At 62.3% G+C, this 24,794-nt stretch carries 28 protein-coding genes; 15 read left to right on the top strand and 13 right to left on the bottom strand.

Annotated features, from left to right (window positions below; genetic code table 11):
- Window positions 1-2 precede the first annotated feature (2 nt).
- The 7 genes from hpf to ACZ9A3_RS01675 all read right to left on the bottom strand — a co-directional run bounded on the left by hpf (window position 3) and on the right by ACZ9A3_RS01675 (window position 5,386).
- The gene (gene hpf / locus ACZ9A3_RS01645; RefSeq protein WP_010223385.1) at window positions 3-311 is read right to left on the bottom strand and encodes a ribosome hibernation-promoting factor, HPF/YfiA family; all 309 of its coding nucleotides are present in this window, start codon (window positions 309-311) and stop codon (window positions 3-5) included.
- 81 nt (window positions 312-392) lie between these two features.
- The gene (locus ACZ9A3_RS01650) at window positions 393-1,886 is read right to left on the bottom strand and encodes an RNA polymerase factor sigma-54 (RefSeq protein ID WP_045196344.1); all 1,494 of its coding nucleotides are present in this window, start codon (window positions 1,884-1,886) and stop codon (window positions 393-395) included.
- A gap of 179 nt (window positions 1,887-2,065) precedes the next feature.
- Window positions 2,066-2,791, bottom strand: coding sequence for an LPS export ABC transporter ATP-binding protein (gene lptB, locus ACZ9A3_RS01655; RefSeq protein WP_038996944.1), 726 nt, complete (start codon window positions 2,789-2,791; stop codon window positions 2,066-2,068).
- Window positions 2,792-3,316 carry a lipopolysaccharide transport periplasmic protein LptA gene (gene lptA, locus ACZ9A3_RS01660; RefSeq protein WP_045196347.1) on the bottom strand — a complete coding sequence of 175 codons (525 nt, stop codon included), beginning with the start codon at window positions 3,314-3,316 and terminating at the stop codon, window positions 2,792-2,794.
- Window positions 3,303-3,878 carry an LPS export ABC transporter periplasmic protein LptC gene (lptC, locus tag ACZ9A3_RS01665; RefSeq protein ID WP_045196349.1) on the bottom strand — a complete coding sequence of 192 codons (576 nt, stop codon included), beginning with the start codon at window positions 3,876-3,878 and terminating at the stop codon, window positions 3,303-3,305. Before lptC ends, lptA begins: the two co-directional genes overlap by 14 nt.
- A gap of 8 nt (window positions 3,879-3,886) precedes the next feature.
- The gene (locus ACZ9A3_RS01670; protein WP_045196351.1) at window positions 3,887-4,411 is read right to left on the bottom strand and encodes a KdsC family phosphatase; all 525 of its coding nucleotides are present in this window, start codon (window positions 4,409-4,411) and stop codon (window positions 3,887-3,889) included.
- A complete protein-coding gene (locus ACZ9A3_RS01675; protein WP_045196353.1) occupies window positions 4,412-5,386 on the bottom strand; it encodes a KpsF/GutQ family sugar-phosphate isomerase in 975 nt (324 codons plus the stop codon).
- A 244-nt stretch (window positions 5,387-5,630) separates the two neighbouring features.
- Between ACZ9A3_RS01675 and ACZ9A3_RS01680 the strand changes: the two genes are divergently transcribed.
- The 14 genes from ACZ9A3_RS01680 (at window position 5,631) to ACZ9A3_RS01745 (ending at window position 16,517) form a co-directional block, all read left to right on the top strand.
- Entirely contained in the window at window positions 5,631-6,440 is an 810-nt protein-coding gene (locus ACZ9A3_RS01680) for an ATP-binding cassette domain-containing protein (protein ID WP_045196354.1), read from the top strand.
- On the top strand, window positions 6,440-7,237 hold the full coding sequence (mlaE, locus tag ACZ9A3_RS01685) for a lipid asymmetry maintenance ABC transporter permease subunit MlaE (RefSeq protein WP_045196357.1): 798 nt from the start codon (window positions 6,440-6,442) through the stop codon (window positions 7,235-7,237). The genes ACZ9A3_RS01680 and mlaE overlap by 1 nt, the downstream gene beginning before the upstream one ends.
- Window positions 7,237-7,704 carry an outer membrane lipid asymmetry maintenance protein MlaD gene (gene mlaD / locus ACZ9A3_RS01690; RefSeq protein ID WP_010223376.1) on the top strand — a complete coding sequence of 156 codons (468 nt, stop codon included), beginning with the start codon at window positions 7,237-7,239 and terminating at the stop codon, window positions 7,702-7,704. The genes mlaE and mlaD overlap by 1 nt, the downstream gene beginning before the upstream one ends.
- A gap of 9 nt (window positions 7,705-7,713) precedes the next feature.
- Window positions 7,714-8,364, top strand: coding sequence for an MlaC/ttg2D family ABC transporter substrate-binding protein (locus ACZ9A3_RS01695; protein ID WP_045196359.1), 651 nt, complete (start codon window positions 7,714-7,716; stop codon window positions 8,362-8,364).
- The gene (locus ACZ9A3_RS01700) at window positions 8,361-8,666 is read left to right on the top strand and encodes an STAS domain-containing protein (protein WP_045196361.1); all 306 of its coding nucleotides are present in this window, start codon (window positions 8,361-8,363) and stop codon (window positions 8,664-8,666) included. Before ACZ9A3_RS01695 ends, ACZ9A3_RS01700 begins: the two co-directional genes overlap by 4 nt.
- Before the next feature lie 115 nt (window positions 8,667-8,781).
- The gene (locus ACZ9A3_RS01705) at window positions 8,782-9,021 is read left to right on the top strand and encodes a BolA family protein (protein WP_093388180.1); all 240 of its coding nucleotides are present in this window, start codon (window positions 8,782-8,784) and stop codon (window positions 9,019-9,021) included.
- Between the two features lie 23 nt (window positions 9,022-9,044).
- On the top strand, window positions 9,045-10,310 hold the full coding sequence (gene murA / locus ACZ9A3_RS01710; RefSeq protein ID WP_010223372.1) for a UDP-N-acetylglucosamine 1-carboxyvinyltransferase: 1,266 nt from the start codon (window positions 9,045-9,047) through the stop codon (window positions 10,308-10,310).
- Window positions 10,311-10,417: 107 nt separating this feature from the next.
- Window positions 10,418-11,053 (top strand): ATP phosphoribosyltransferase, encoded by a 636-nt coding sequence (hisG, locus tag ACZ9A3_RS01715; RefSeq protein ID WP_038996931.1) that lies wholly within the window; start codon window positions 10,418-10,420, stop codon window positions 11,051-11,053.
- A 135-nt stretch (window positions 11,054-11,188) separates the two neighbouring features.
- Entirely contained in the window at window positions 11,189-12,514 is a 1,326-nt protein-coding gene (gene hisD / locus ACZ9A3_RS01720) for a histidinol dehydrogenase (RefSeq protein ID WP_213602325.1), read from the top strand.
- Window positions 12,515-12,516: 2 nt separating this feature from the next.
- Window positions 12,517-13,563, top strand: a complete 1,047-nt coding sequence (gene hisC / locus ACZ9A3_RS01725; RefSeq protein WP_093388186.1) for a histidinol-phosphate transaminase — start codon at window positions 12,517-12,519, stop codon at window positions 13,561-13,563.
- Between the two features lie 106 nt (window positions 13,564-13,669).
- Entirely contained in the window at window positions 13,670-14,320 is a 651-nt protein-coding gene (locus tag ACZ9A3_RS01730; RefSeq protein ID WP_258716396.1) for a FadR/GntR family transcriptional regulator, read from the top strand.
- A gap of 15 nt (window positions 14,321-14,335) precedes the next feature.
- Window positions 14,336-15,619 (top strand): CynX/NimT family MFS transporter, encoded by a 1,284-nt coding sequence (locus tag ACZ9A3_RS01735; RefSeq protein WP_093388192.1) that lies wholly within the window; start codon window positions 14,336-14,338, stop codon window positions 15,617-15,619.
- 88 nt (window positions 15,620-15,707) lie between these two features.
- Entirely contained in the window at window positions 15,708-16,178 is a 471-nt protein-coding gene (locus ACZ9A3_RS01740) for a nuclear transport factor 2 family protein (RefSeq protein WP_093387155.1), read from the top strand.
- A 39-nt stretch (window positions 16,179-16,217) separates the two neighbouring features.
- Window positions 16,218-16,517 carry a GIY-YIG nuclease family protein gene (locus tag ACZ9A3_RS01745; protein ID WP_045196374.1) on the top strand — a complete coding sequence of 100 codons (300 nt, stop codon included), beginning with the start codon at window positions 16,218-16,220 and terminating at the stop codon, window positions 16,515-16,517.
- On the opposite strand, the gene yejK is transcribed toward ACZ9A3_RS01745, so the two are convergent.
- Entirely contained in the window at window positions 16,498-17,505 is a 1,008-nt protein-coding gene (gene yejK, locus ACZ9A3_RS01750; RefSeq protein WP_045196375.1) for a nucleoid-associated protein YejK, read from the bottom strand. The genes ACZ9A3_RS01745 and yejK overlap by 20 nt on opposite strands.
- 408 nt (window positions 17,506-17,913) lie before the next feature.
- Here yejK and ACZ9A3_RS01755 point away from each other — a divergent pair, with 408 nt between their 5' ends.
- Window positions 17,914-18,195, top strand: coding sequence for an HU family DNA-binding protein (locus ACZ9A3_RS01755; protein ID WP_009398256.1), 282 nt, complete (start codon window positions 17,914-17,916; stop codon window positions 18,193-18,195).
- A gap of 51 nt (window positions 18,196-18,246) precedes the next feature.
- On the opposite strand, the gene rlmF is transcribed toward ACZ9A3_RS01755, so the two are convergent.
- From rlmF to ACZ9A3_RS01780, 5 genes are all read right to left on the bottom strand, one after another.
- Window positions 18,247-19,209 carry a 23S rRNA (adenine(1618)-N(6))-methyltransferase RlmF gene (gene rlmF, locus ACZ9A3_RS01760; protein WP_093387145.1) on the bottom strand — a complete coding sequence of 321 codons (963 nt, stop codon included), beginning with the start codon at window positions 19,207-19,209 and terminating at the stop codon, window positions 18,247-18,249.
- A 101-nt stretch (window positions 19,210-19,310) separates the two neighbouring features.
- Window positions 19,311-22,157 (bottom strand): valine--tRNA ligase, encoded by a 2,847-nt coding sequence (locus tag ACZ9A3_RS01765; RefSeq protein ID WP_045196381.1) that lies wholly within the window; start codon window positions 22,155-22,157, stop codon window positions 19,311-19,313.
- A gap of 135 nt (window positions 22,158-22,292) precedes the next feature.
- Entirely contained in the window at window positions 22,293-22,640 is a 348-nt protein-coding gene (locus ACZ9A3_RS01770) for a hypothetical protein (RefSeq protein WP_045196382.1), read from the bottom strand.
- 5 nt (window positions 22,641-22,645) lie between these two features.
- On the bottom strand, window positions 22,646-23,074 hold the full coding sequence (locus tag ACZ9A3_RS01775) for a DNA polymerase III subunit chi (protein ID WP_093387140.1): 429 nt from the start codon (window positions 23,072-23,074) through the stop codon (window positions 22,646-22,648).
- 51 nt (window positions 23,075-23,125) lie between these two features.
- The gene (locus tag ACZ9A3_RS01780; RefSeq protein ID WP_045196387.1) at window positions 23,126-24,619 is read right to left on the bottom strand and encodes a leucyl aminopeptidase; all 1,494 of its coding nucleotides are present in this window, start codon (window positions 24,617-24,619) and stop codon (window positions 23,126-23,128) included.
- Window positions 24,620-24,794: the final 175 nt, after the last annotated feature.

Consider the following 24,794-nt stretch of genomic DNA (forward strand, 5'->3'; position numbering starts at 1 on the left):
GATCAGCGGGCCGCTGCACCTTGCAGCAGGCTTTGCTGTTTTTCCTTGTGTTTTTTCAGTTGGCGGTCGAGCTTGTCGGTCAAGGCGTCGATCGCTGCATACATGTCTTGGTGTTCGGCATTTGCAACCACTTCGCCGCCGGGAATGAACAGCGTCGCTTCAATCTTCTGCTGCAGCTTCTCGACCTTCATGATTACCGTCACATTGGTAATCTTGTCGAAATGCCCCTCCAGTCGTTTCAATTTCTGCTCGACGTACTCACGCAGGGGCTGAGTAACTTCTACATGCTGTCCACTGATATTGACTTGCATACAGCTTCTCCTTTGTTGCCGGTGCATAAGAGGCAGGTATTGCGCCTGCCACTGAACTGCGGTGGCACACCTCAGGAGCCGTTACATCAATCGCTTGCGCTCGCTCGACGGTGCGATGCCGAGGGACTCGCGGTACTTGGCGACGGTGCGACGTGCTACCTGGATGCCTTGTGCCTCCAGTAAACCAGCGATCTTGCTGTCACTCAATGGCTTTTTCTGATTTTCCGCTGCAACTAGTTTCTTGATGATTGCGCGGATCGCTGTGGACGAGCATTCGCCGCCTTCGGAGGTGCTGACGTGGCTGGAGAAAAAGTACTTCAGCTCGTAAATTCCGCGCGGCGTGTGCATGTATTTCTGCGTGGTCACCCGGGAAATGGTCGACTCGTGCATGCCCACCGCTTCGGCGATGTCGTGCAGCACCAGCGGCTTCATCGCCTCGTCACCGTGATCGAGGAAGCCGCGCTGGTGCTCGACGATCTGGGTGGCGACCTTCATCAGGGTTTCGTTGCGGCTTTGCAGGCTCTTGATGAACCAGCGCGCCTCCTGCAACTGGTTGCGCATGAAGGTGTTGTCGGCGCTGGTGTCGGCGCGACGGACGAAACCGGCGTACTGCGGGTTGACCCGCAGGCGCGGGACTGCTTCCTGGTTGAGTTCGACCAGCCAGCGCTCGTTGTCCTTGCGCACGATCACGTCGGGCACCACGTACTCGGCTTCGCTGGACTCGATTTGCGAGCCCGGGCGCGGGTTGAGGCTCTGTACCAGTTCGATGACCTGGCGCAGCTCGTCTTCCTTGAGCTTCATGCGGCGCATCAGCTGGCTGTAGTCGCGGCCGCCGAGCAGGTCGATGTAGTCGCTGACCAGACGCTGGGCTTCGGCCATCCACGGGGTACGCGGCGGCAGCTGGCGCAGTTGCAGCAACAGGCACTCGCTGAGGTTGCGCGCGCCGATGCCGGCGGGTTCGAATTGCTGGATACGGTGCAGCACGGCTTCGACTTCATCCAGCTCGATGTCGAGCTCGGGGTCGAAGGATTCGCAGACTTCTTCCAGGGTTTCGTCGAGATAACCCTGGTTGTTGATGCAGTCGATCAGGGTCACGGCGATCAGCCGGTCGGTGTCGGACATCGGTGCCAGGTTGAGCTGCCAGAGCAGGTGGCTCTGCAAGCTTTCGCCAGCCGAAGTGCGGGTGGTGAAGTCCCACTCGTCATCGTCGTTGCTGGGCAGGCTGCTGGCGCTGGTCTGGTAGATGTCTTCCCAGGCGGTGTCGACCGGCAACTCGTTGGGGATGCGCTCGTTCCACTCGCCCTCTTCGAGGTTGTCCACCGTTGGGGCGGTCTCCTGGAAGCTGGTTTCCTGAACGTCGGCGACGGGTTTGCTCTCGGCGTTGTCGGCCATCGGGTCGCTGTTGTCGAAGTCGTCGCCTTCTTCCTGGCGCTCGAGCATCGGGTTTGATTCCAGCGCTTCCTGGATTTCCTGCTGGAGGTCCAGGGTAGAAAGCTGGAGCAGACGTATGGCCTGTTGCAACTGCGGGGTCATCGTCAGTTGCTGGCCCATTCTTAGGACGAGCGATGGTTTCATGGCAGGGGCTTAACACCTTATTTGCCGGCGCACATGCGCCATCCACTACAAGGGCACCGAAGCGCCAACTTTAAGCAAATTATATGCCTGAAATTGCAGCGTTTGCCTAGAGCGCCGTAACAATTAAGCCATTATCTGGCTTGTTTACGAGCGCTCCGGCAGCGCCTTACACCTTGAGCCTACAGGCGGAACTCATGGCCGAGGTAAACCTCTTTGACCAGGTCGTTGGCCAGGATGGTCTCTGCATCGCCTTCGGCGATCAGTTGGCCATCGTTGACGATGTAAGCGGTTTCGCAGATATCCAGGGTTTCACGGACGTTGTGGTCGGTGATCAGAACGCCAATACCCTTGGCCTTCAGGTGGTGGATGATCTGCTTGATGTCGCCGACCGAAATAGGGTCGACACCGGCAAAGGGTTCGTCGAGCAGGATGAACTTGGGCGCGGTGGCCAGGGCGCGGGCAATCTCGACGCGGCGGCGTTCACCACCGGAGAGGCTCATGCCGAGGTTGTCGCGGATGTGGCTGATGTGGAACTCCTGCAGCAGGCTTTCCAGCTCTTTGCGCCGGCCATCGCGGTCCAGGTCCTTGCGGGTTTCGAGGATCGCCATGATGTTGTCGGCCACCGACAGCTTGCGGAAGATCGAGGCTTCCTGCGGCAGGTAGCCGATACCGGCGCGGGCGCGGCCGTGCATGGGCTGGTGGCTGACATCGAGGTCGTCGATCAGGACGCGGCCCTGGTCGGCCTGGACCAGGCCGACGATCATGTAGAAGCAGGTGGTCTTGCCGGCGCCGTTAGGGCCGAGCAGGCCGACGATCTGGCCACTGTCGATCGACAGGCTGACGTCGCGGACCACTTGCCGGCTCTTGTAGCTCTTGGCCAGGTGCTGGGCTTTGAGGGTTGCCATTTACTCGGCCTTCTTCTTCGGCTGGATCACCATGTCGATACGCGGACGCGACTCGGTGACTTTGCCACCTCGACCGGCGGTAGCGATCTGTTTCACCGTGTCGTAGACGATTTTCTCGCCCTCGGTGGTGTTGCCTTCGTTGATGACCTTGGCGCGGTCGATCAGGACGATGCGGTTTTGCGGCGCATTGTACTGGATGGTCTTGCCGTAGCCCTGCATCTTGTCTGGCTTGGCGGCGCTCTGCTGCTGCTCGAAGTAGGCCAGGTTGCCCACCGAGGTCACCACGTCGATGTCGCCACCGGCGGTACGGGTGATGGTCACGGTGTTGCCTTTGATCATCATCGAACCCTGGGTGATGATCACGTCACCGGTGTAGGTGGCGATGCCTTTTTTGTCGTCCAGTTGAGCGTGGTCGGCCTGGATGCGGATCGGCTGGTCACGGTCGTTCGGCAGGGCCCAGGCGCTCGCGCTTCCCAGTGCTGCGCTCAGGCTGAGCAAAAAGGGGAGGGTTTTAACGAGCCTCATACTGTCCTCTTACGTTGGACAGCAGGTCCATCCTGCCGTCTTTCAAATACGCTTTCATTCCATTGCCCGTAGTGACGCCACCGGCGCCGTCGATTCTAACGGCTTGCTCGGTTTGCGCATATTGCTTCTGCGGGAATACCGTCATGCGGCTGCTGGTAATGATCATGGTGCGGTTCTTTTCGTCGGTGCGGGCGACCCTTACCGAATCGATCAGTTCGACTTCGCTGCCGTCGGGGTTGACCTCGCCGCGCTCGCTCTGCACGTGCCACGGATAAGTGGTGCCGCGGTACATCTGCAGGTCGGGCTTGGTCAGCAGGGTGACTTCGCTGGCCTTGAGGTGCTCGACCTTGTCGGCGGTCATCTCGTACTGCATCTTGCCATCAGGCAAAAACTGCACGCTGTGGGCGTTCACCGCGTAATAGTCGATGGCGCTCTGGTCCGGCCCGGCAACCGGCTTGTTGTCGAGGAAGCTCTCGGGGCTGATGTTCCAGTAGCCGACCGCCACCAGCAGGGCGGCGATCACACTGAACAGCGCAATGTTGCGGATTTTCTTACTGAACATGTGTCGCTCTACAGGTAATGGGCGTTGGCCGCGTCGAGGTTGCCCTGGGCTTGCAGGATCAGTTCGCAGAATTCGCGGGCTGCACCTTCGCCGCCACGTGCCAGGGTTACCCCGTGGGCGTGCTCGCGGACGAACGCGGCAGCATTGGCCACCGCCATGCCCAGGCCGACCCGGCGGATTACCGGCAGGTCAGGCAGGTCGTCGCCCAGATAGGCGACCTGTTCATAGCTTAGGTTGAGCTGGCCAAGAAGCTCGTCCAATACCACCAGTTTATCTTCCCGGCCCTGGTACAGGTGAGGAATGCCGAGGTTCTTTGCCCGGCGCTCGACCACCGGGGTCTTGCGACCGCTGATGATCGCCGTGGTCACGCCCGAGTTCATGAGCATCTTGATGCCCTGGCCGTCGAGGGTGTTGAAGGTCTTGAATTCGCTGCCATCTTCGAGGAAGTACAGGCGACCGTCGGTGAGCACGCCGTCTACGTCAAAAACCGCCAGTTTGATGGCCTTGCCGCGCTGGAGCAGGTCCTGGGTCATTTACATCACTCCCGCACGCAACAGGTCGTGCATGTTCAGGGCGCCGACCGGGCGCTCGTCCTTGTCGATCACCACCAGGGCGCTGATCTTGTGGTCTTCCATGATCTTCAGGGCTTCGGCGGCGAGCATCTCGGCGCGGGCGGTCTTGCCGTGGGCGGTCATGACTTCTTCGATGAGGGTCTTGTGCACGTCGATATTGCGATCGAGGCTGCGGCGCAGGTCGCCGTCGGTGAAGATCCCGGCCAACCGTCCGTCGGCTTCGAGCACCACGGTCATGCCCAGGCCCTTGCGAGACATTTCAAGCAGCGCGTCCTTGAGCAGGGTGCCGCGTTGCACCTGCGGCAGCTCGTCGCCGGCGTGCATGACGTTCTCGACTTTCAGCAGCAGGCGTCGGCCGAGGGCGCCGCCGGGGTGCGAGAAGGCGAAATCTTCAGCGGTAAAGCCGCGGGCCTCGAGCAGGGCGATGGACAGGGCGTCGCCCAGCACCAGCGCGGCGGTAGTCGAGGAGGTCGGTGCCAGGTTCAGCGGGCAGGCCTCCTGGGCAACGCGGGCGTCGAGGTTGACCTCGGCGGCCTTGGCCAGGGGCGAATCGGGGTTGCCGGTGAGGCTGATCAGCTGGATACCCAGTCGCTTGATCAGCGGCAGCAGGGTGACGATCTCGGCGGTGGAGCCCGAGTTGGACAGGGCCAGGATCACGTCGTCGCGGGTGATCATGCCCATGTCGCCATGGCTGGCTTCGGCCGGGTGAACGAAAAACGCCGGCGTACCGGTGCTGGCCAGGGTCGCGGCGATCTTGTTGCCGATGTGCCCCGACTTGCCCATGCCGACCACCACCACCCGGCCCTTGCTGGCCAGGATCAGCTCGCATGCCTTGACGAAATCGGCGTCGATGTGGGCCAGCAGGCCCTCAACCGCCTCGAGTTCGAAACGGATGGTGCGCTGCGCGGATTGGATCAGGTCGCTGGATTGGCTCATGTCGAAAATCGGATTGCCTGATGAAAAGGCGGCGATTATAGCGGTAATGGGCGAAAGCCTCACCTTGTGATTGTCATACATTCGCCCGGTTGGCTTAACCATAGCTGAACAAGCACTTCGGCGGCCTTGGGGCGGCCCTATCAGCGGTGCTATAGTTCGCCGCTGTTCGGCCCGCTTGGTGCGTGCGTGCCTCCACGAAGGGGGCGCGCGTCTGAGTGAGAAGGCTGCATCGCAAGGAGTCTAGATGAGCGTTGATAACGCCTACGCGGTCGAATTGAAGGGCGTTTCCTTCAAGCGCGGTTCGCGCAGCATCTTCAATAATGTCGACATACGCATTCCCCGTGGCAAGGTTACCGGCATCATGGGGCCTTCCGGGTGCGGCAAAACCACGCTGCTGCGGCTGATGGGTGCACAACTGCGCCCGGCCAGTGGCGAGGTCTGGGTGGCCGGGCAGAACCTGCCGACCCTGTCGCGCAGTGACCTGTTCGATGCCCGCAAGCAGATGGGCGTGCTGTTCCAGAGTGGCGCGCTGTTCACCGATCTCGATGTGTTCGAGAACGTCGCCTTCCCGTTGCGCGTGCATACCCAGCTGTCTGACGAGATGATTCGCGACATAGTCCTGATGAAACTCCAGGCTGTTGGCCTGCGTGGCGCCATCGAGCTGATGCCCGACGAGCTATCCGGTGGCATGAAACGTCGTGTGGCGCTGGCCCGGGCGATTGCTCTGGATCCGCAAATCCTCATGTACGATGAACCGTTCGTCGGCCAGGACCCGATTGCCATGGGCGTGCTGGTGCGGCTGATCCGCCTGCTCAACGATGCCCTGGGCATCACCAGCATCGTGGTTTCTCACGACCTGGCCGAAACCGCCAGCATCGCCGACTACATCTACGTGGTCGGTGACGGCCAGGTATTGGGGCAGGGCACGCCGCAAGAGCTGATGGGCTCCGACAACCCGCGCATTCGTCAATTCATGAAAGGCGATCCGGATGGGCCGGTGCCCTTTCACTTTCCTGCGCCGGATTACCGCGCCGATCTTCTGGGGAAGCGTTGATGCGCAGAAAATCCTTACTCGAACGTATTCGTCGCTTTGGCCGATCGGCCATCGACGTGCTGGCCATTCTCGGCCGCTCCTTCCTGTTCCTGCTGCATTCGCTGGTCGGGCGCAGCGGCACTGGCGGCGGCTTTCAGTTGCTGGTTCGCCAGCTCTATTCGGTTGGCGTGCTGTCGCTGGCGATCATCGTCGTGTCCGGTGTGTTCATCGGCATGGTCCTGGCCCTGCAGGGCTTCAGCATCCTCACCAAGTACGGTTCGGAGCAGGCGGTGGGGCAGATGGTCGCCCTGACCCTGCTGCGTGAACTGGGCCCGGTGGTTACCGCGCTGCTGTTCGCCGGCCGTGCAGGCTCGGCGCTGACCGCCGAAATCGGCAACATGAAGTCCACCGAGCAGCTGTCCAGCCTGGAAATGATCGGTGTCGATCCGCTCAAGTACATCGTCGCGCCGCGGCTGTGGGCCGGTTTCATCTCGCTGCCGTTGCTGGCTTTGATCTTCAGCGTGGTCGGTATCTGGGGTGGTTCGTGGGTTGCCGTCGACTGGCTGGGCGTTTACGAGGGCTCGTTCTGGGCCAACATGCAGAACAGTGTTTCCTTTACCGACGATGTGCTCAACGGGGTGATCAAAAGCCTGGTGTTTGCCTTCGTCGTGACCTGGATTGCCGTATTCCAGGGTTATGACTGCGAGCCCACTTCAGAAGGGATCAGTCGTGCCACCACCAAGACCGTGGTCTATGCCTCATTGGCAGTCCTGGGTCTGGACTTTATTCTGACCGCCTTGATGTTTGGAGATTTCTGATGCAAAACCGCACCCTGGAAATCGGTGTCGGCCTGTTCCTCCTGGCCGGGATCCTGGCGCTGATCCTGCTGGCCCTGCGCGTCAGCGGCCTGTCGGCGAGCCCGAGCAGCGACACGTATAAACTTTATGCCAACTTCGACAATATCGCCGGTTTGACGGTCAGAGCTAAAGTGACCATGGCCGGTGTGACCATCGGCAAGGTCACTGCCATCGATCTGGATCGTGACACCTTCACCGGTCGGGTGACGCTGCAGCTGGAAAAACGGGTCGATAACCTGCCTGTCGATTCCACTGCATCTATCCTCACCGCAGGGCTGCTCGGCGAGAAATACATCGGTATCAGCGTGGGCGGAGAAGATGCGGTGCTCAAGGATGGTGCAACCATCCACGACACCCAGTCGGCGCTGGTACTGGAAGACCTGATTGGCAAGTTCCTGCTCAATACCGTTGGCAAAGAAGCTAAATAAGGAGTTTCCATGATTTCTATCCTGCGACGCGGCTTGCTGGTGTTGCTGGCAGCACTGCCGCTGATGGCCAGTGCAGCTGCTCTGTCACCCAAGCAGGTGATCGAGAAGACCACCACCCAGTTGCTGGCTGACCTGAAAGCCAACAAGGAGCAATACAAGGCCAACCCGAGCGCCTTCTACGATGCGCTCAATGCCAACCTGGGGCCGGTCGTCGATGCCGATGGCATCTCGAAAAGCATCATGACCGTCAAGTATTCGCGCAAGGCTACCCCGGCGCAGATGCAGCGCTTCCAGGAAAACTTCAAGCGCAGCCTGATGCAGTTCTACGGCAACGCCCTGCTCGAGTACAACAACCAGGGCATTACCGTCGGCAACGAGAAGAAGGATGGCGACGACCGTGCCAGCGTCGACATGAGCGTCAAGGGCAACAACGGTGCTGTCTATCCGGTGTCCTACACCCTGACCAGGCTCGACGGCGAGTGGAAGGTGCGTAACGTCATCGTCAACGGCATCAACATCGGCAAGCTGTTCCGTGACCAGTTCGCCGACGCCATGAACCGCAACGGCAACGATCTGGACAAGACCATCGACGGCTGGGCGGGCGAAGTGGCCAAGGCCAAGGAAAGCACCGAGCAAGCGGCCGAGAAGCAAGGGCAATGAGCGACAGTGTCGTGACCATGAGCGAGCCAGGCGTATTGAGCCTGGCCGGGGTGCTCGACTACCGCAGCGGGCCGGCCTTGCGCAAACAGGGCAAGGCCCTGATTGCGGCGTGCAAGGCCCCTGGGCTGGTGCTCGATTGCGCGCAGGTGGAGAAGTCCAGCAGCGTCGGCCTGTCCCTGCTGCTGGCCTTCATGCGCGACGGCAAGGCGGCCGGCAAGGCCGTCGAGGTTCGCGCCATGCCCCAGGATATGCGGGAAATCGCCGAGGTTTATGACCTCGACGAGGTGCTGGCCGGTCAATGACCGCCAGCCAGTGACTGGCCCCTCTGTCAGAGTCTCCGATTACGGGGTTCGCAGGCGAGGGGCTTTTTTGTATGATGGCCGACCCGCGCGCAAAGGGCGCCGATTGAGGTTGAGCATGCAGGCCGTAGAAGTTAAGAACTTCCTTGAAGAAAAGTTGCCGGGAACCCGGGTCGAAGTTGAAGGCGAAGGCTGCAACTTCCAGTTGAACGTGATCAGCGACGAATTGGCGGGCCTGAGCCCGGTCAAGCGTCAGCAGCAGATCTATGCTCACCTTAACCCGTGGATCACCGATGGCAGCATCCATGCGGTAACCATGAAATTTTTCAGCAGCGCAGCCTGGGCTGAGCGCACCTGAGCCAACTTGGCGGCGAGACTCTAATGGACAAACTGATTATTACTGGCGGCGTTCGCCTCGATGGCGAAATCCGCATTTCCGGGGCAAAGAACGCTGCCCTGCCGATCCTGGCGGCCACCTTGCTCTGCGATGGCCCGGTCACCGTTGGCAACCTGCCGCACCTGCACGACATCACCACGATGATCGAGCTGTTCGGCCGCATGGGCATTGAGCCGGTGATCGACGAGAAGCTCTCGGTCGAAATCGACCCGCGTACCATCAAGACCCTGGTCGCGCCGTACGAGCTGGTGAAAACCATGCGTGCCTCGATCCTGGTACTGGGCCCGATGGTCGCCCGTTTTGGCGAAGCCGAAGTGGCCCTGCCTGGCGGTTGCGCCATTGGTTCGCGTCCGGTCGACCTGCACATCCGCGGCCTTGAGGCCATGGGCGCGAAGATCGAGGTCGAAGGCGGCTACATCAAGGCCAAGGCCCCAGAAGGCGGCCTGCGTGGCGCGCACTTCTTCTTCGATACCGTCAGTGTCACCGGTACCGAGAACATCATGATGGCTGCAGCCCTGGCCAAAGGCCGCAGCGTGCTGCAAAACGCTGCGCGCGAACCGGAAGTGGTCGACCTTGCCAACTTCCTCAACGCCATGGGCGCGAAAGTCCAGGGCGCTGGTACCGACACCATCACCATCGATGGCGTCGAGCGCCTGGGTTCGGCGACCTACCGGGTCATGCCTGACCGTATCGAGACCGGTACCTACCTGGTTGCCGCTGCCGTGACTGGCGGTCGCGTCAAGGTCAAGGACACCGATCCGACCATCCTCGAAGCCGTCCTTGAGAAGCTCAAGGAAGCCGGCGCCGAAGTTACCACCGGTGAAGACTGGATCGAGCTGGACATGCATGGCAAGCGGCCGAAAGCCGTCAACCTGCGTACCGCTCCGTACCCGGCGTTCCCGACCGACATGCAGGCGCAGTTCATCTCGCTCAACGCCATTGCCGAAGGCACTGGCGCGGTAATCGAGACGATCTTCGAAAACCGCTTCATGCACGTCTACGAGATGCACCGCATGGGTGCCCTGATCCAGGTCGAAGGCAACACTGCCATCGTTACCGGGACCAAAACCCTCAAAGGCGCTCCAGTGATGGCCACCGACCTGCGGGCTTCGGCCAGCCTGGTGCTGTCGGCGCTGGTTGCCGAAGGCGATACCCTGATCGACCGCATTTACCACATCGACCGTGGTTATGAGTGCATCGAAGAGAAACTGCAGATGCTCGGCGCCAAGATCCGCCGCGTGCCGGGCTAGTCTGTGAGTGGCGCAGGGACGCGCCAGCCAATTGCTGCACCGAATTGAATGCGGTCGGGCCTGTTAGCGCCCGGCCGGCTGTAGCCGCATAAGGACCGACGTTTCCCATGTTGACCATCGCGCTATCCAAAGGTCGGATTCTCGACGATACCCTGCCGCTGCTGGCGGAAGCCGGTATTGTGCCGACCGAAAATCCGGACAAGAGCCGCAAGCTGATCATCCCGACGACTCAGGAAGACGTGCGTCTGCTGATCGTGCGCGCCACCGACGTGCCGACCTACGTCGAGCATGGTGCCGCCGACCTGGGCGTGGCCGGCAAGGACGTGCTGATGGAGTACGGTGGCCAGGGCTTGTACGAGCCGCTGGACCTGCAGATTGCCCAGTGCAAGCTGATGACCGCCGGCAAAGTCGGCGCTGCCGAGCCCAAGGGCCGTCTGCGCATCGCCACCAAGTTCGTCAACGTCGCCAAGCGCTACTATGCCGAACAAGGCCGTCAGGTCGATATCATCAAGCTGTATGGTTCGATGGAGCTGGCGCCGCTGATTGGCCTGGCCGACAAGATCATCGACGTTGTCGACACCGGTAACACCCTGCGTGCCAATGGCCTGGAACCCCAGGAACTGATTGCCACCATCAGCTCCCGGCTGGTGGTCAACAAGGCTTCGATGAAGATGCAGCACGCCCGCATCCAGAGCCTGATCGACACCTTGCGCCAGGCTGTCGAATCGCGACACCGCGGCTAAGACTTTCTACCTCCTGCGCGCGGCCTTCGCTGTCGCGCCCGTCTATCCGCGTCATAGCCAATTTTCTCGGGTGCCCGCGCGGATGGACTGGTAGCTTAGGGCGCCTGAGCATTCGCCATTTATGAGGCCCTCGCTATGACCACGTCCACTGCAATCGCCCGACTCAATGCCGCTGACCCGGATTTCGCCCGACATCTGGATCATCTGCTGAGCTGGGAAAGTGTCTCTGACGACGCGGTCAACCAGCGCGTACTCGACATCATCAAAGCCGTGCGCGAGCGTGGCGATGCGGCGCTGGTGGAGTTCACCCAGCGCTTTGATGGCGTGCAGGCGACTTCGATCGACGACCTGATCCTCGGTCGCGAGCGCCTGGAACTGGCCCTGACCCGCATCACCCCGGCCCAGCGCGAAGCCCTGGAAAAAGCCGCCGAGCGCGTGCGCAGCTACCACGAGCGACAGAAGCAAGACTCCTGGAGCTACACCGAAGCTGACGGCACTGTGCTTGGCCAGAAGGTCACGCCGCTGGATCGTGCCGGCCTGTATGTGCCGGGCGGCAAGGCGTCGTACCCGTCATCGGTACTGATGAACGCGATTCCGGCCAAGGTCGCCGGCGTTGGTGAAGTGGTCATGGTGGTGCCGACCCCGCGTGGCGAGGTCAATGAGCTGGTGCTGGCCGCCGCTTGCATCGCCGGTGTCGACCGGGTTTTCACCATCGGTGGCGCCCAGGCGGTTGCCGCTCTGGCCTATGGCACCGAAAGCGTGCCGCAGGTCGACAAGGTGGTCGGCCCGGGCAACATTTATGTCGCCACCGCCAAGCGCCATGTGTTCGGTCAGGTCGGTATCGACATGATTGCCGGCCCGTCGGAGATTCTCGTGGTCTGTGACGGCCAGACCGATCCGGACTGGATCGCCATGGACCTGTTCTCCCAGGCCGAGCACGACGAAGACGCCCAGGCGATTCTGGTCAGCCCCGACGCCGAATTCCTCGACAAGGTCGCAGCCAGCATCGACAAGTTGCTGCCGACCATGGAGCGCGCCGAGATCATCAAGACCTCGATCAACGGCCGTGGTGCGCTGATCCAGGTGCGCGACATGCAGCAGGCCATGGACGTTGCCAACCGCATTGCCCCTGAGCACCTGGAGCTGTCGGTCGCCGACCCGCAGGCCTGGCTGCCGCAGATTCGCCACGCCGGCGCGATCTTTATGGGCCGCCACACCAGCGAAGCCCTGGGCGATTACTGCGCAGGCCCCAACCACGTACTGCCGACTTCCGGCACCGCGCGCTTCTCGTCGCCGCTGGGGGTGTATGACTTCCAGAAGCGTTCGTCGATCATCTTCTGCTCCGAGCAGGGCGCTTCCGAGCTCGGCCACACTGCCTCGGTACTGGCCCGTGGCGAGTCGCTGACCGCCCACGCCCGCAGCGCCGAATACCGCATCCTTGCCGACAAGAAGGGGAACTGAACATGAGTAAATTCTGGAGCCCCTTCGTCAAGGACCTGGTGCCTTACGTGCCGGGCGAGCAGCCAAAGCTGGCCAGGCTGGTCAAGCTCAACACCAACGAGAACCCCTACGGCCCGTCGCCCAAGGCGCTGGAAGCCATGCGCGGCGAACTCAACGACAACCTGCGCCTGTACCCGGACCCCAACAGCGACCTGCTAAAGCAGGCGGTAGCGGACTACTACGGTGTGCAGGGCAACCAGGTGTTCCTCGGCAACGGTTCGGATGAAGTGCTGGCGCACATCTTCCATGGCCTGTTCCAGCACGATGCGCCGTTGCTGTTCCCGGACATCAGCTACAGCTTCTACCCGGTCTACTGCGGCCTGTACGGCATCCCGTTTGAAGCAGTGGCGCTGGACGAGCAGTTCCAGATTCGGGTCGCTGACTACCGCAAGGCCAACGGCGGGATCATCTTCCCCAACCCCAACGCGCCGACCGGTTGCCTGCTGGCCCTGGAGGCCATCGAGCAACTGCTCGAGGCCAACCCCGACTCGGTGGTGGTGGTCGATGAAGCCTACATCGACTTTGGCGGCCAGACCGCCATCAGCCTGGTGGATCGCTACGACAACCTGCTGGTCACCCAGACCCTGTCCAAGTCGCGTTCGCTGGCCGGCCTGCGGGTAGGCCTGGCGGTCGGCCATCCGGACCTGATCGAGGCGCTGGAGCGGATCAAGAACAGCTTCAACTCCTATCCACTGGACCGTATGGCGATTGTGGGTGCGGCGGCGGCGTTCGAGGACCGTGCCTACTTTGAAGAAACCTGCCGCAAGGTGATCGACAGTCGCGAGAAGGTGGTAGCTGAACTCACTGCCCGTGGCTTTGAAGTACTGCCCTCGGCAGCCAACTTCATCTTTGCCCGGCACCCGCAGCAGGATGCCGCCGAACTGGCAGCGCGCCTGCGCGAGCAGGGGGTGATCGTGCGTCACTTCAAGCAGGCGCGGATCGCCCAGTTCCTGCGCATCACCATTGGTACCCCGGAGCAGAATCAGGCGTTGCTCGATGCGTTGAACTGATAGAGCACAGTCCTTGTCGCGGGGCAAGTCGAGGCGTCGCGACTTGCCCCGCGATGGATTTTACCGGTAACCTCCCTCTCTCAAATTCATCCGATGATTGGATGTCATGACCTTACTGATCAAACGCTCCCTGGTCGAACAAGCGGTCGAGCAACTGCGACAACGGGTTGCCAGCGGCGCCTGGACGGTGGGCCAGCGCCTGCCCACCGAGCCGGAACTGGCTGCTGAGCTCGGCATCAGCCGCAACACGGTGCGCGAAGCCATGCGTGTGCTGGCTTTCAGTGGCCTGGTCGAAGTTCGCCAGGGCGATGGCAGTTACCTGCGTACCGCCGTCGACCCGTTGCAGGCCCTTCAGGCGCTGTCACGCTGCGACCTGGAGCAGGCGCGGGAAACCCGCCATCTCCTTGAAGCCGAGGCCATTGGCCTGGCCGCGCTGCGCCGCAGCGAAGAAGACCTGCAAGGGCTACGAGAGGCCCTCAAGCACAGCAGTGCGCATTTTCACGACGACCTGGAGCAATACATCGGTTGCGACCTGGTGTTCCACCAGCGCCTGGTGGATGCCGCGCATAACCCGGCGCTGAGCGAGTTGTATCGCTACTTTTCCGGGGTGGTGGCGGCCACCTTGCATCACAACCTGAGCCACGCTCCCCGCTGCCAGCTTGTGTTCGACCTGCACGGGCAGATTCTCGATGCCATCGAACAACGCGATCCGGACAAGGCCAAGGCCCTGAGCCGGACCCTGATCAACGAATCCTGACCTTGCGAGACTGCCATGGGCGATGAAACAACCCGAACTGCGGCGCCGGCCAACGGGCCGGAGCTGGAAGAACTGCTGATCGACGCCGAAGCCGACGACGAACAAGTGCAACAGCAACCGGTGCTGCTCAAGCGCCCGTGGCTGTTGCTGCTCGGCCTGGTGCTGGTGGCGCTGAACCTGCGTCCGGCGTTGTCGAGCATGGCGCCGCTGCTGGGCCAGGTCAGCGACAACCTCGGCTTGAGCGCTTCCCAGGCGGGCCTGCTGACCACCTTGCCGGTGCTTTGCCTGGGCTTGTTCGCGCCACTGGCGCCGGTGTTGGCGCGACGTTTTGGCAGTGAGCGGGTCATTCTCGGCATCCTTCTGGTACTGGCTGCGGGGATTGCCGTGCGCAGCGCCTTTGGCAGCACCGGGGTATTCGTCGGCAGTATCATGGCCGGGGCTAGCATCGGTGTGATCGGCGTGCTGTTGCCGGGCATCGTCAAGCGCGACTTCCCCAAGCATGCCGGGACCCTGACCGGCGTCTACACCATGGCCTTGTGCCTGGGCGCGGCAATGGCTGCGGGCGCCACCGTGCCCCTGAGCGAGCGCCTGGGCGACAGCTGGTCGCTGGGCCTGGGCTTCTGGTTGATCCCGGCCTTGCTGGCGGCGCTGATCTGGCTGCCCCAGGCCCGCCAGGGCCACGGCGCCCACAATGTGGCCTACCGTGTACGCGGCCTGCTGCGCGATCCGCTGGCCTGGCAGGTCACCCTGTACATGGGCCTGCAATCGTCGCTGGCCTATATCGTTTTCGGCTGGCTGCCGTCGATCCTCATCGGTCGCGGCCTGAGCCCGACCCAGGCCGGGCTGGTGTTGTCCGGCTCGGTGATCGTGCAGTTGCTCAGTTCGCTCAGCGCGCCGTGGCTGGCGACCCGTGGCAAGGACCAGCGCCTGGCCATTGTGGTGGTCATGCTCATGGCCCTGGCCGGCTTGTTCGGCTGCCTGTATGCGCCGCTGGAAGGCCTGTGGGGCTGGGCCATTGTCCTGGGGCTGGGGCAGGGCGGTACCTTCGCCCTGGCATTGACCCTGATCGTGCTGCGTTCCAAAGACGCTCACGTCGCCGCCAACCTGTCGAGCATGGCCCAGGGCATCGGTTACACCCTGGCATCGATGGGGCCGTTCGCGGTCGGCCTGGTGCATGACCTGACCGGCGGCTGGAACGCGGTGGGCTGGATCTTTGCCGTGCTGGGCATCGGCGCCATAGGCTTTGGCCTCAAGGCCGGGCGCAACCTGCATGTGCAGGTGGTCAGCGAGCGGGTTTGAGCAGACATTCGCCAGGCAAATGCCCATAGCTTTTTGCCACTTCGACGGACTATGGTGCAGGTCTATTGCCATGAACCGGACCTGCACCATGAGCGACGCCAATACTGCCCTGATCACCCGCTTCTACCAGGCCTTCCAGCGCCTGGACGCCGAAGCCATGGTCGCCTGTTACAGCGACGATATCGTTTTCAGTGACCCGGTCTTCGGTACTTTGCGCGGCAAGGATGCCGGTGACATGTGGCGCATGCTCACCACCCGCGCCAAGGACTTTACCCTGACCTTCGACACGGTACGCGCCGACGAGCGCGCTGGCAGCGCCCGCTGGGTCGCCCGCTACCTGTTCAGCCAGACCGGCCGCACCGTGGTCAACGACATCCAGGCACGCTTTGTGTTTCGGGACGGCAAGATCTGCGAGCACCACGACAGTTTCGACCTGTGGCGCTGGGCACGTCAGGCCTTGGGCACCACGGGGGTGCTGCTGGGCTGGTCGCCGCTGGTCCAGGGCAAGGTGCGCGCCCAGGCGCAGAAAGGCCTGCGGGCGTTTCAGGCGGGGCGCTGAGGCGCTAAGCTGTGCGCTTTGCCGTTGATAGTCACTAACGTGTCCGAGCCCATTGCCCAACCACCGAACAAACCCTGGTACGTCTACCTGGTACGCGCCGCCAATGGCTCGCTGTACTGCGGGATCAGCGACAACCCGGAGCGGCGCTTCCAGGCCCACCAGAAGGGCCAGGGGGCACGCTACTTCAGCACCAGCCCGGCAGTGGCTTTGGTCTATGTCGAGGCCTGGCCCGACAAAACCAAGGCGCTGCAACAGGAGCGGCTGGTGAAAAAGCTGCGCAAGAGTGCCAAGGAGGCGCTGGTGGCCTCCTGGGCGGGGCTCAGTCCTTGCGACGCTTGAGCTGATCGGTCAGTTGCGTCGGCAGGCCTTTGATGATCAGGGTGCCGGCTTCCTCGTCGTACTCGACCTTCGAGCCCAGCAAGTGCGCTTCAAAGCTGATCGACAGCCCTTCGGCACGGCCGGTGAAGCGGCGGAACTGGTTGAGCGTGCGCTTATCGGCGGGGATTTCCGGCGACAGGCCGTAGTCCTTGTTGCGAATATGTTCGTAGAAGGCCCGTGGGCGGTCTTCATCGATCAGCCCTGAGAGCTCCTCGAGGGTTACTGGCTCGCCGGCCTTGGTCTGGCTGGTGGCGTAGTCGACCAGGGTCTGGGTCTTCTCGCGGGCGGCTTCTTCGGGCAGGTCTTCGCTTTCGACAAAATCGCTGAAAGCCTTGAGCAGGGTGCGGGTCTCGCCCGGGCCGTCGACGCCTTCCTGGCAGCCGATGAAGTCGCGGAAGTACTCCGAGACTTTCTTGCCGTTCTTGCCCTTGATGAACGAGATGTACTGCTTGGAGGCCTTGTTGTTCTGCCACTCGGAAAGGTTGATGCGCGCGGCCAGGTGCAGCTGGCCCAGGTCCAGGTGGCGCGACGGGGTCACGTCCAGCTCGGCGTTTACCGCCACGCCTTCGCTGTGGTGCAGCAAGGCGATCACCAGGTAATCGGTCATGCCTTGCTGATAGTGGGCGAACAACACGTGGCCGCCGACCGACAGGTTGGACTCTTCCATCAGCTTTTGCAGGTGCTCGACGGCGACGCGGCTGAAGGCCGTGAAGGTGCTGCCTTCGTCGAGGTATTCCTTGAGCCAGCCGCTGAACGGGTGGGCGCCGGATTCTGCGTGGAAGAAGCCCCAGGCTTTGCCCTGTTTGGCGTTGTAGCTATCGTTGAGGTCGGCCAGAAGGTTTTCGATGGCACCCGACTCGGCCAGTTCCGAGTCGCGGGCGTGCAGCACGGCGGGGCTGCCATCGGGTTTCTTGTCGATCAGGTGGACGATGCAATGACGGATCGGCATGGGATTCTCGGTTGAAAATGGGCGGTGCTGGCCGCGTTGCAAAGTCGCCAAGTGTACCTCAGCACAGGGGTGATTCAGCGGCCAGATGTTGGCAGATATGTCGGTTGTTTATTTTTTGTTCAAATTTTTGCGTTTTTTCGCGCAAACCCCCGAAAAACCTGCACATTTGCCCTGTGGGAGGCGGATATTTATCTATTCCTGTGGTAGTTTTGCCCGGTCTTGCGCCCCGTGTGTGGCGCATTGCTGGCAGACCGCTCGCGTCACGTCGAACCAAACGTCGTTTTACGTATCTACATACGCGATTGACGTGGCTGTAACACCGGACCGCCGGATCCCCCGCAGGTCTGGCTCGATGACTGACGTAGCACTCTGCATACTCACTGAATTTGATAGGGAAGGAACACCACCATGGCATTGACCAAAGACCAACTGATCGCCGATATCGCTGAAGCTATCGACGCGCCAAAAACCACCGCGCGTAACGCTCTGGAGCAACTGGGCCAGATCGTTGCTGATCAACTGGAAAATGGCAGCGAAATCACCCTGCCAGGCATCGGCAAACTGAAAATCACCGAGCGTCCTGCCCGTACCGGCCGCAACCCTTCGACTGGCGCTGCCATCGAAATCGCTGCCAAGAAAGTCGTCAAGTTCGTACCAGCCAAAGTGCTGACCGACGCTGTAAACAAGTAATTGTAAACAGCTCGACAAAAGCCGCGTCCGGGTTGCCCGGACGCGGTTTTTTTATGACTGGGTTTTGCTCCAGCGCTGCTGGCGCCAAGCCTGGCGCGCTGCGGCGTCCTGGAAGGTCCAGGCGATCATGCGGCTCTGTTTCTGCCCCTGGCCCATCTCCACCACCCGCTGTTCGGCCGCCCCGGCCTTTTTCAGCGCGGCCTGGATGCCGGGCAGGTTGGAGGCTTTCGATACCAGGCTGGTGAACCACAGCACCTGCTGGCTCAGGCTGACGCTCTCGGCCACCAACTGGCTGACGAAGCGGATCTCGCCGCCTTCGCACCACAGTTCGTTGTTCTGCCCGCCAAAGTTCAGCACCGGCAGCTTGCGCTTGGGATCGGCCTTGCCCAGTGCCCGCCATTTGCGCTGGCTGCCGCGGGTGGCTTCTTCGCGTGAGGCGTGGAAGGGCGGGTTGCACAGGGTCAGGTCGAAGCGCTCGTCGCTTTTGAGCAGCCCCAGCAGGATGTGCTTGCGGTTGCCTTGCTGGCGCAGGCTGATGGCCTTGCCCAGGCCATTGGCCTGGACGATGGCGCCGGCCGCAGCCAGTGCCGTGGCGTCGATGTCTGAACCGAGAAAGCGCCAGCGGTAATCGCTGTTGCCCAGCAACGGGTAGATGCAATTGGCACCGACGCCGATGTCCAGGGCCTGGACCTGCGCGCCACGGGGTATTTCGCCGCCGTTTTCGTCTGCCAGCAAGTCGGCCAGCACGTGTACGTAGTCGGCCCGGCCGGGGATTGGCGGGCACAGGTAGTCAGCCGGGATGTCCCAGTGCTGGATACCGTACTGGGCCTTGAGCAGGGCGCGGTTGAAGACCCTGACGGCATCCGGGTTGGCGAAGTCGATGCTCGGCTTGCCGTGGGGGTTGGTGATCATGAACTGGCCCAGCTGCGGGCTGCTCTTGATCAACTGGGGGAAGTCGTAGCGGCCCTGGTGGCGGTTGCGCGGGTGCAGGGTCGGTTTGTTGGTTGTGGTCATGTTGAGGTCCGGTGCAAAGCATCGCGGGTCAAGCCCGCTCCTACAGAGACTTCTGTGGGAGCGGGCTTGACCCGCGATGGCATCACTGAGGTCAGCGATCGTTACAAGGCGGCAATCCGCGCATGCTGCTCGGTGAAGTTGGCCAGGGCCTGTTCGGCTTCAGCCAGCTTGGCGCGTTCCTTGTCGATCACCGCAGGCGGTGCCTTGTCGACGAAGGCGGCGTTGGACAGCTTGCCGCCGACGCGCTGGACTTCGCCCTGCAGACGCTGGATTTCCTTGTTCAGGCGAGCCAGCTCGGCGTCCTTGTCGATCAGCCCGGCCATCGGCACCAGTACTTGCAGATCGCCGACCAGGGCGGTGGCGCTCAGCGGCGCCTCGTCCTGTTCGCCGAGCACGGTGAAGGACTCGATCTTCGCCAGCTTCTTCAGCAGCGCTTCGTTTTCCTGCAGGCGGCGCTGGTCTTCGGCGCTGGCGTTTTTCAGGAACAGTTGCAGTGGCTTGCCCGGGCCGATGTTCATTTCGCCGCGGATGTTGCGCACGCCGAGCATCAGCTCCTTGAGCCATTCGATATCGCCTTCGGCAGCGGCATCGATGCGGCTTTCATTGGCCACTGGCCATGGCTGCAGCATGATGGTCTTGCCTTGCGCGCCGGCCAGCGGCGCCAGGCGCTGCCAGATTTCTTCGGTGATGAACGGCATGAACGGATGGGCCAGGCGCAGTGCCACTTCCAGCACCCGAACCAGGGTGCGGCGAGTGCCACGGGCGCGTTCGACCGGGGCGTTCTCGTCCCACAGGACCGGCTTGGACAGCTCCAGGTACCAGTCGCAATACTGGTTCCAGATGAACTCGTAGAGCGCCTGGGCGGCCAGGTCGAAGCGGAACTGGTCGAGCTGGCGGGTGACTTCGGCTTCGGTGCGCTGCAGCTGCGAGATGATCCAGCGATCAGCCAGCGACAGCTCGTAGGCTTCGCCGTTCTGGCCGCAGTCTTCGCCCTTGTCCAGAACATAGCGCGCAGCGTTCCAGATCTTGTTGCAGAAGTTGCGGTAGCCTTCGACGCGGCCCATGTCGAACTTGATGTCGCGACCGGTGGACGCCAGCGAGCAGAAGGTGAAGCGCAGGGCGTCGGTGCCGTAGCTGGCGATGCCTTCCGGGAACTCGGCCTTGGTCTGCTTGGCGATCTTCTCGGCAAGCTTTGGCTGCATCATGCCGCTGGTGCGTTTTTCCAGCAGTTCGTCCAGGGTGATGCCGTCGACGATGTCCAGCGGGTCAAGGACGTTGCCCTTGGACTTGGACATCTTCTGGCCCTGGCCATCGCGCACCAGGCCGTGGACATACACAGTCTTGAACGGTACCTGCGGGGTGCCGTCCTCGTTCTTCACCAGGTGCATGGTCAGCATGATCATCCGGGCAACCCAGAAGAAAATGATGTCAAAGCCGGTGACCAGCACGTCGGTGGAGTGGAACTTCTTGAGGAATTCGGTCTGCTGTGGCCAGCCCAGGGTCGAGAAGGTCCACAGGCCCGAGCTGAACCAGGTGTCGAGCACGTCGTTGTCCTGGTTCAGGACCACGTCGGCGCCGAGGTTGTGCTTGCTGCGCACCTCTTCTTCGCTACGGCCGACATAGACCTTGCCGGATTCGTCGTACCAGGCCGGAATACGGTGACCCCACCACAGCTGACGGCTGATGCACCAGTCCTGGATGTCGCGCATCCAGGAGAAGTACATGTTTTCGTACTGTTTGGGCACGAACTGAATGCGGCCGTCTTCGACGGCAGCAATCGCAGGCTCTGCCAGCGGCTTGGTCGACACGTACCACTGGTCGGTCAGCCACGGCTCGATGACGGTACCCGAGCGGTCGCCTTTCGGCACTTTCAGGGCGTGGTCGTCGACGCTGACCAACAGGCCGGCGGCGTCGAAATCGGCAACGATCTGCTTGCGCGCAACGAAGCGGTCGAGGCCTGCATACTGGGCCGGCAGGGTCGCGTCGATGCTGTCGTTGACGCTGCCGTCGAGGTTGAACACCTGGGCGGCCGGCAGGACGAAGGCGTTCTTGTCGAAGATGTTCAGCAGCGGCAGGTTGTGGCGCTTGCCGACTTCATAGTCGTTGAAGTCGTGGGCCGGGGTGATTTTCACACAGCCGGTACCGAACTCAGGGTCGCAATAGTCGTCGGCGATGATCGGGATACGGCGGCCAACCAGCGGCAGCTCGACGAACTTGCCGATCAGCGCCTTGTAACGCTCGTCTTCCGGGTTCACGGCAACGGCGGCGTCGCCGAGCATGGTTTCCGGGCGCGTGGTGGCGACGATCAGGTAGTCCTTGCCGTCGGCAGTTTTGGCGCCGTCAGCCAGCGGGTAGCGCAGGTTCCACAGGTGACCCTTCTCGTCGTGGTTTTCCACTTCGAGGTCGGAAATCGCCGTGTGCAGCTTGGTGTCCCAGTTGACCAGGCGCTTGCCGCGGTAGATCAGGCCGTCTTCATGCAGGCGCACGAAGGCTTCTTTCACTGCTTCCGAGAGGCCGTCGTCCATGGTGAAACGCTCGCGGCTCCAGTCGACCGACGAGCCCAGGCGGCGAATCTGGCGGCTGATGTTGCCACCGGACTGATCTTTCCATTCCCAGACCTTTTCCAGGAACTTCTCGCGGCCCAGGTCGTGACGGTTCTGGCCTTTGGCTTCGAGTTGACGCTCGACCAGCATCTGCGTGGCGATACCGGCGTGGTCGGTACCTGGCTGCCACAGGGTGTTGCGGCCCTGCATGCGGCGGAAACGGATCAGGGCGTCCATGATCGCGTTGTTGAAGCCATGACCCATGTGCAGGCTGCCGGTGACGTTCGGCGGCGGGATCATGATGGTGTAGGAATCGCCCGCGCCTTGCGGAGCGAAATAATTCTCGGACTCCCAGGTGTTGTACCAGGAAGTTTCAATGGCGTGCGGCTGGTAGGTCTTATCCATGCGCGGCGGGACCCTTAGGCATTTATTCAGGAAAGCCGGAGAGTATAACGAAGCCGCAAGCTTCAAGCGACAAGCTGCAAGCTCAGAGCGCCGCACGGCTCTTGCAGCTTGTCGCTTGAAGCTTGTTACTGCTTTTTATTGGTTAAGCAGGCGCTCAAGCCTGGCATCGAGGCGGCGCTTGATTTCGCTTTCGATATGCGGGGCGAAATCGTTGATCACGTCCTGCATGATCAACTGGGCCGCCGCGCGTAGCTCGGCGTCCAGGTGCAGCAGGGTTTCCTGGCGCTTGGCCTGCGGGTCGGCTGGCGCTTCAGGCGCCGGCTGCGGCGCTGCTTCGGCCTCTTCGAGCAGCAGCGGGATCTGCTCCTCGACGGTGTCGGTCAATAGCGGCGGCTCAAGGGATGCATCGCCAAGCAGCTGGCGGATCGACTCCAGGTCGTCCAGCAGGTGCGCGGATTGGGGCAGGGGAGTGGGTTTGTCCATCGTCTTCAGAGTCGCTGTAAGCGGTGATCTTGCAGAGCATAGCCCTGTTCGCGGTAGAAACGGAAACTCTCTCGGGCCGCCTGACGAATCGCCGGCTCTTCGACCACGATCTCGGCGATCCGGGCAAAGCGGGAAGCGAACGCCGGTACCTTGAGGTCAAGGTTGATCAGCAGGTCCTGGTGGCTGCCGGCATCATCGCCAAGGCCCAGAGCGACGCTGCCCTGCGGGTTGTCTTCAGCCGCGTCGTGGGGCACGAAGGCCTCGCCCTTGAACGCCCACAGGCGCGCGTCCAGTTCATCGCGCTGGGCGGCGTCGCTGCAATGCAGGTAAACCCGGTGCCCCAGGCGCCAGGCCTTGTCGCACAGTTTGCAGGCGAAATCCAGGCGCGCCGAGGGCGCGGCGCTGGGCAATATGTAGAAATCGACTTTGCTCATGGTCTGCCTGCCGGCCGGCTACGCCCCAAGGCGCAGACGGCCAGCGTCGCCTCAGGCGTTGGCGCGATCGAGCAGGTACTGGGTCAGCAGTGGAACCGGGCGGCCAGTGGCACCCTTGTCCTTGCCGCCGCTGATCCAGGCGGTGCCGGCGATGTCCAGGTGAGCCCAGTTGTAAGCCTTGGCAAAGCGCGACAGGAAGCAACCGGCGGTGATGGTGCCGGCTTTTGGCCCGCCGATGTTGGCGATGTCGGCGAACGGGCTGTCGAGCTGTTCCTGGTATTCGTCGAACAGCGGTAGCTGCCAGGCGCGGTCGTCGGCGCGCTTGCCGGCGTCGAGCAGTTGCCCGACCAGGTCATCGTTGTTGCCCATCAGGCCCGAGGTGTGGCTGCCCAGGGCGACGATGCAGGCGCCGGTCAGGGTGGCGATGTCGATCACTGCCTGAGGCTTGAAGCGCTCGGCGTAGGTCAGGGTGTCGCACAGCACCAGGCGGCCTTCGGCGTCGGTGTTGAGGATCTCGACGGTCTGCCCGCTCATGGTCGTGACGATGTCGCCAGGACGGGTGGCGCCGCCGCTCGGCATGTTCTCGGCGCAGGCCAGCAGGCACACCAGGTTGATCGGCAGTTGCAGCTCGAGCACGGCGCGCAGGGTGCCGAAGACGCTGGCGGCGCCGCCCATGTCGAACTTCATTTCATCCATGCCGGCGCCGGGCTTGAGGCTGATGCCACCGGTGTCGAAGGTGATGCCCTTGCCCACCAGCACGAAAGGCTTCTCGCTCTTTTTGCCGCCCTGGTAGTTGAGCACGATCAGGCGTGGCGGCTGGTCGCTGCCCTGGCCGACGGCGTAGAAAGCGCCCATGCCCAGGTCCTTGATCTTCTTCTCGTCCAGCACCTCGACCTTGAGGCCCTTGAATTCCTTGCCCAGGGCCTTGGCCTGTTCGGCCAGGTAGCTTGGGTGGCAGACGTTCGGTGGCAGGTTGCCCAGGTCGCGGGTGAAGCCCATGCCGTTGGCGATGGCAACGGCATGCTTGACCGCGCGCTCGACATCGCTGGCACCGGCCTTGGCGCTGAGCAGGGTGATTTTTTTCAGGGCGCGAGGTTCGGCTTTCTTGCTCTTGAACTGGTCGAACACGTACTGGCCATCGAGCAGGCTCTCGGCCAACAGGCGGGTCTTGCCATAGAAAGCATCGCGGCCGGCAACCTTGACGTCGTCCAGGGCCAGTGCTGCGTCGCTGCCGTTCAAGCCCTTGAGCACTGCCAGCACGGCGGCAACGACCTTGCGCCAGCTGCGATCACCCAGCTCGGCATCCTTGCCGGTACCCACCAGCAGCACGCGCTCGGCCTTGAGGTTTGGCAGGCTGTGCAGCAGCAGGGTCTGGCCGACCTTGCCGGCCAGGTCGCCGCGCTTGAGCACGCTGGCCAGGGCACCGCCGGTGGCTTCGTCGATGGTTTTGGCGATGGCGCCGAGTTTGCCGCCTTCAGCCACGGGCAGGACCAGGGTGGCGGTTTTCAAGGATGCTGCGGCTACGCTTTTTACAACCAGTTCCATGTCAGGTTCCCCGAATGATCTGTCGATGCGCGTTGTCTATGCAGGCGCGGTCGTGGCCGCGTGGTCGCGTACCAGTGCTAAAGCCCCCAGTTTGAGCCTGCTTCGCCCGCCCTGACAACCCCGAGATGAAGCATTGTGCGGCGCCAAGTGACAGGCACGGCCAATCACAGGATAA

The sequence above is a fragment of the Pseudomonas sp. TE4620 genome (genome assembly GCF_056279045.1).

Excerpts from the sequence above, each read along its gene's own strand:
- hpf (WP_010223385.1), bottom strand. The coding sequence starts at position 311 with ATGCAAGTCAATATCAGTGGACAGCATGTAGAAGTTACTCAGCCCCTG.
- ACZ9A3_RS01650 (WP_045196344.1), bottom strand. The coding sequence starts at position 1,886 with ATGAAACCATCGCTCGTCCTAAGAATGGGCCAGCAACTGACGATGACC.
- lptB (WP_038996944.1), bottom strand. The coding sequence starts at position 2,791 with ATGGCAACCCTCAAAGCCCAGCACCTGGCCAAGAGCTACAAGAGCCGG.
- lptA (WP_045196347.1), bottom strand. The coding sequence starts at position 3,316 with ATGAGGCTCGTTAAAACCCTCCCCTTTTTGCTCAGCCTGAGCGCAGCA.
- lptC (WP_045196349.1), bottom strand. The coding sequence starts at position 3,878 with ATGTTCAGTAAGAAAATCCGCAACATTGCGCTGTTCAGTGTGATCGCC.
- ACZ9A3_RS01670 (WP_045196351.1), bottom strand. The coding sequence starts at position 4,411 with ATGACCCAGGACCTGCTCCAGCGCGGCAAGGCCATCAAACTGGCGGTT.
- ACZ9A3_RS01675 (WP_045196353.1), bottom strand. The coding sequence starts at position 5,386 with ATGAGCCAATCCAGCGACCTGATCCAATCCGCGCAGCGCACCATCCGT.
- ACZ9A3_RS01680 (WP_045196354.1), top strand. The coding sequence starts at position 5,631 with ATGAGCGTTGATAACGCCTACGCGGTCGAATTGAAGGGCGTTTCCTTC.
- mlaE (WP_045196357.1), top strand. The coding sequence starts at position 6,440 with ATGCGCAGAAAATCCTTACTCGAACGTATTCGTCGCTTTGGCCGATCG.
- mlaD (WP_010223376.1), top strand. The coding sequence starts at position 7,237 with ATGCAAAACCGCACCCTGGAAATCGGTGTCGGCCTGTTCCTCCTGGCC.
- ACZ9A3_RS01695 (WP_045196359.1), top strand. The coding sequence starts at position 7,714 with ATGATTTCTATCCTGCGACGCGGCTTGCTGGTGTTGCTGGCAGCACTG.
- ACZ9A3_RS01700 (WP_045196361.1), top strand. The coding sequence starts at position 8,361 with ATGAGCGACAGTGTCGTGACCATGAGCGAGCCAGGCGTATTGAGCCTG.
- ACZ9A3_RS01705 (WP_093388180.1), top strand. The coding sequence starts at position 8,782 with ATGCAGGCCGTAGAAGTTAAGAACTTCCTTGAAGAAAAGTTGCCGGGA.
- murA (WP_010223372.1), top strand. The coding sequence starts at position 9,045 with ATGGACAAACTGATTATTACTGGCGGCGTTCGCCTCGATGGCGAAATC.
- hisG (WP_038996931.1), top strand. The coding sequence starts at position 10,418 with ATGTTGACCATCGCGCTATCCAAAGGTCGGATTCTCGACGATACCCTG.
- hisD (WP_213602325.1), top strand. The coding sequence starts at position 11,189 with ATGACCACGTCCACTGCAATCGCCCGACTCAATGCCGCTGACCCGGAT.
- hisC (WP_093388186.1), top strand. The coding sequence starts at position 12,517 with ATGAGTAAATTCTGGAGCCCCTTCGTCAAGGACCTGGTGCCTTACGTG.
- ACZ9A3_RS01730 (WP_258716396.1), top strand. The coding sequence starts at position 13,670 with ATGACCTTACTGATCAAACGCTCCCTGGTCGAACAAGCGGTCGAGCAA.
- ACZ9A3_RS01735 (WP_093388192.1), top strand. The coding sequence starts at position 14,336 with ATGGGCGATGAAACAACCCGAACTGCGGCGCCGGCCAACGGGCCGGAG.
- ACZ9A3_RS01740 (WP_093387155.1), top strand. The coding sequence starts at position 15,708 with ATGAGCGACGCCAATACTGCCCTGATCACCCGCTTCTACCAGGCCTTC.
- yejK (WP_045196375.1), bottom strand. The coding sequence starts at position 17,505 with ATGCCGATCCGTCATTGCATCGTCCACCTGATCGACAAGAAACCCGAT.
- ACZ9A3_RS01755 (WP_009398256.1), top strand. The coding sequence starts at position 17,914 with ATGGCATTGACCAAAGACCAACTGATCGCCGATATCGCTGAAGCTATC.
- rlmF (WP_093387145.1), bottom strand. The coding sequence starts at position 19,209 with ATGACCACAACCAACAAACCGACCCTGCACCCGCGCAACCGCCACCAG.
- ACZ9A3_RS01765 (WP_045196381.1), bottom strand. The coding sequence starts at position 22,157 with ATGGATAAGACCTACCAGCCGCACGCCATTGAAACTTCCTGGTACAAC.
- ACZ9A3_RS01770 (WP_045196382.1), bottom strand. The coding sequence starts at position 22,640 with ATGGACAAACCCACTCCCCTGCCCCAATCCGCGCACCTGCTGGACGAC.
- ACZ9A3_RS01775 (WP_093387140.1), bottom strand. The coding sequence starts at position 23,074 with ATGAGCAAAGTCGATTTCTACATATTGCCCAGCGCCGCGCCCTCGGCG.
- ACZ9A3_RS01780 (WP_045196387.1), bottom strand. The coding sequence starts at position 24,619 with ATGGAACTGGTTGTAAAAAGCGTAGCCGCAGCATCCTTGAAAACCGCC.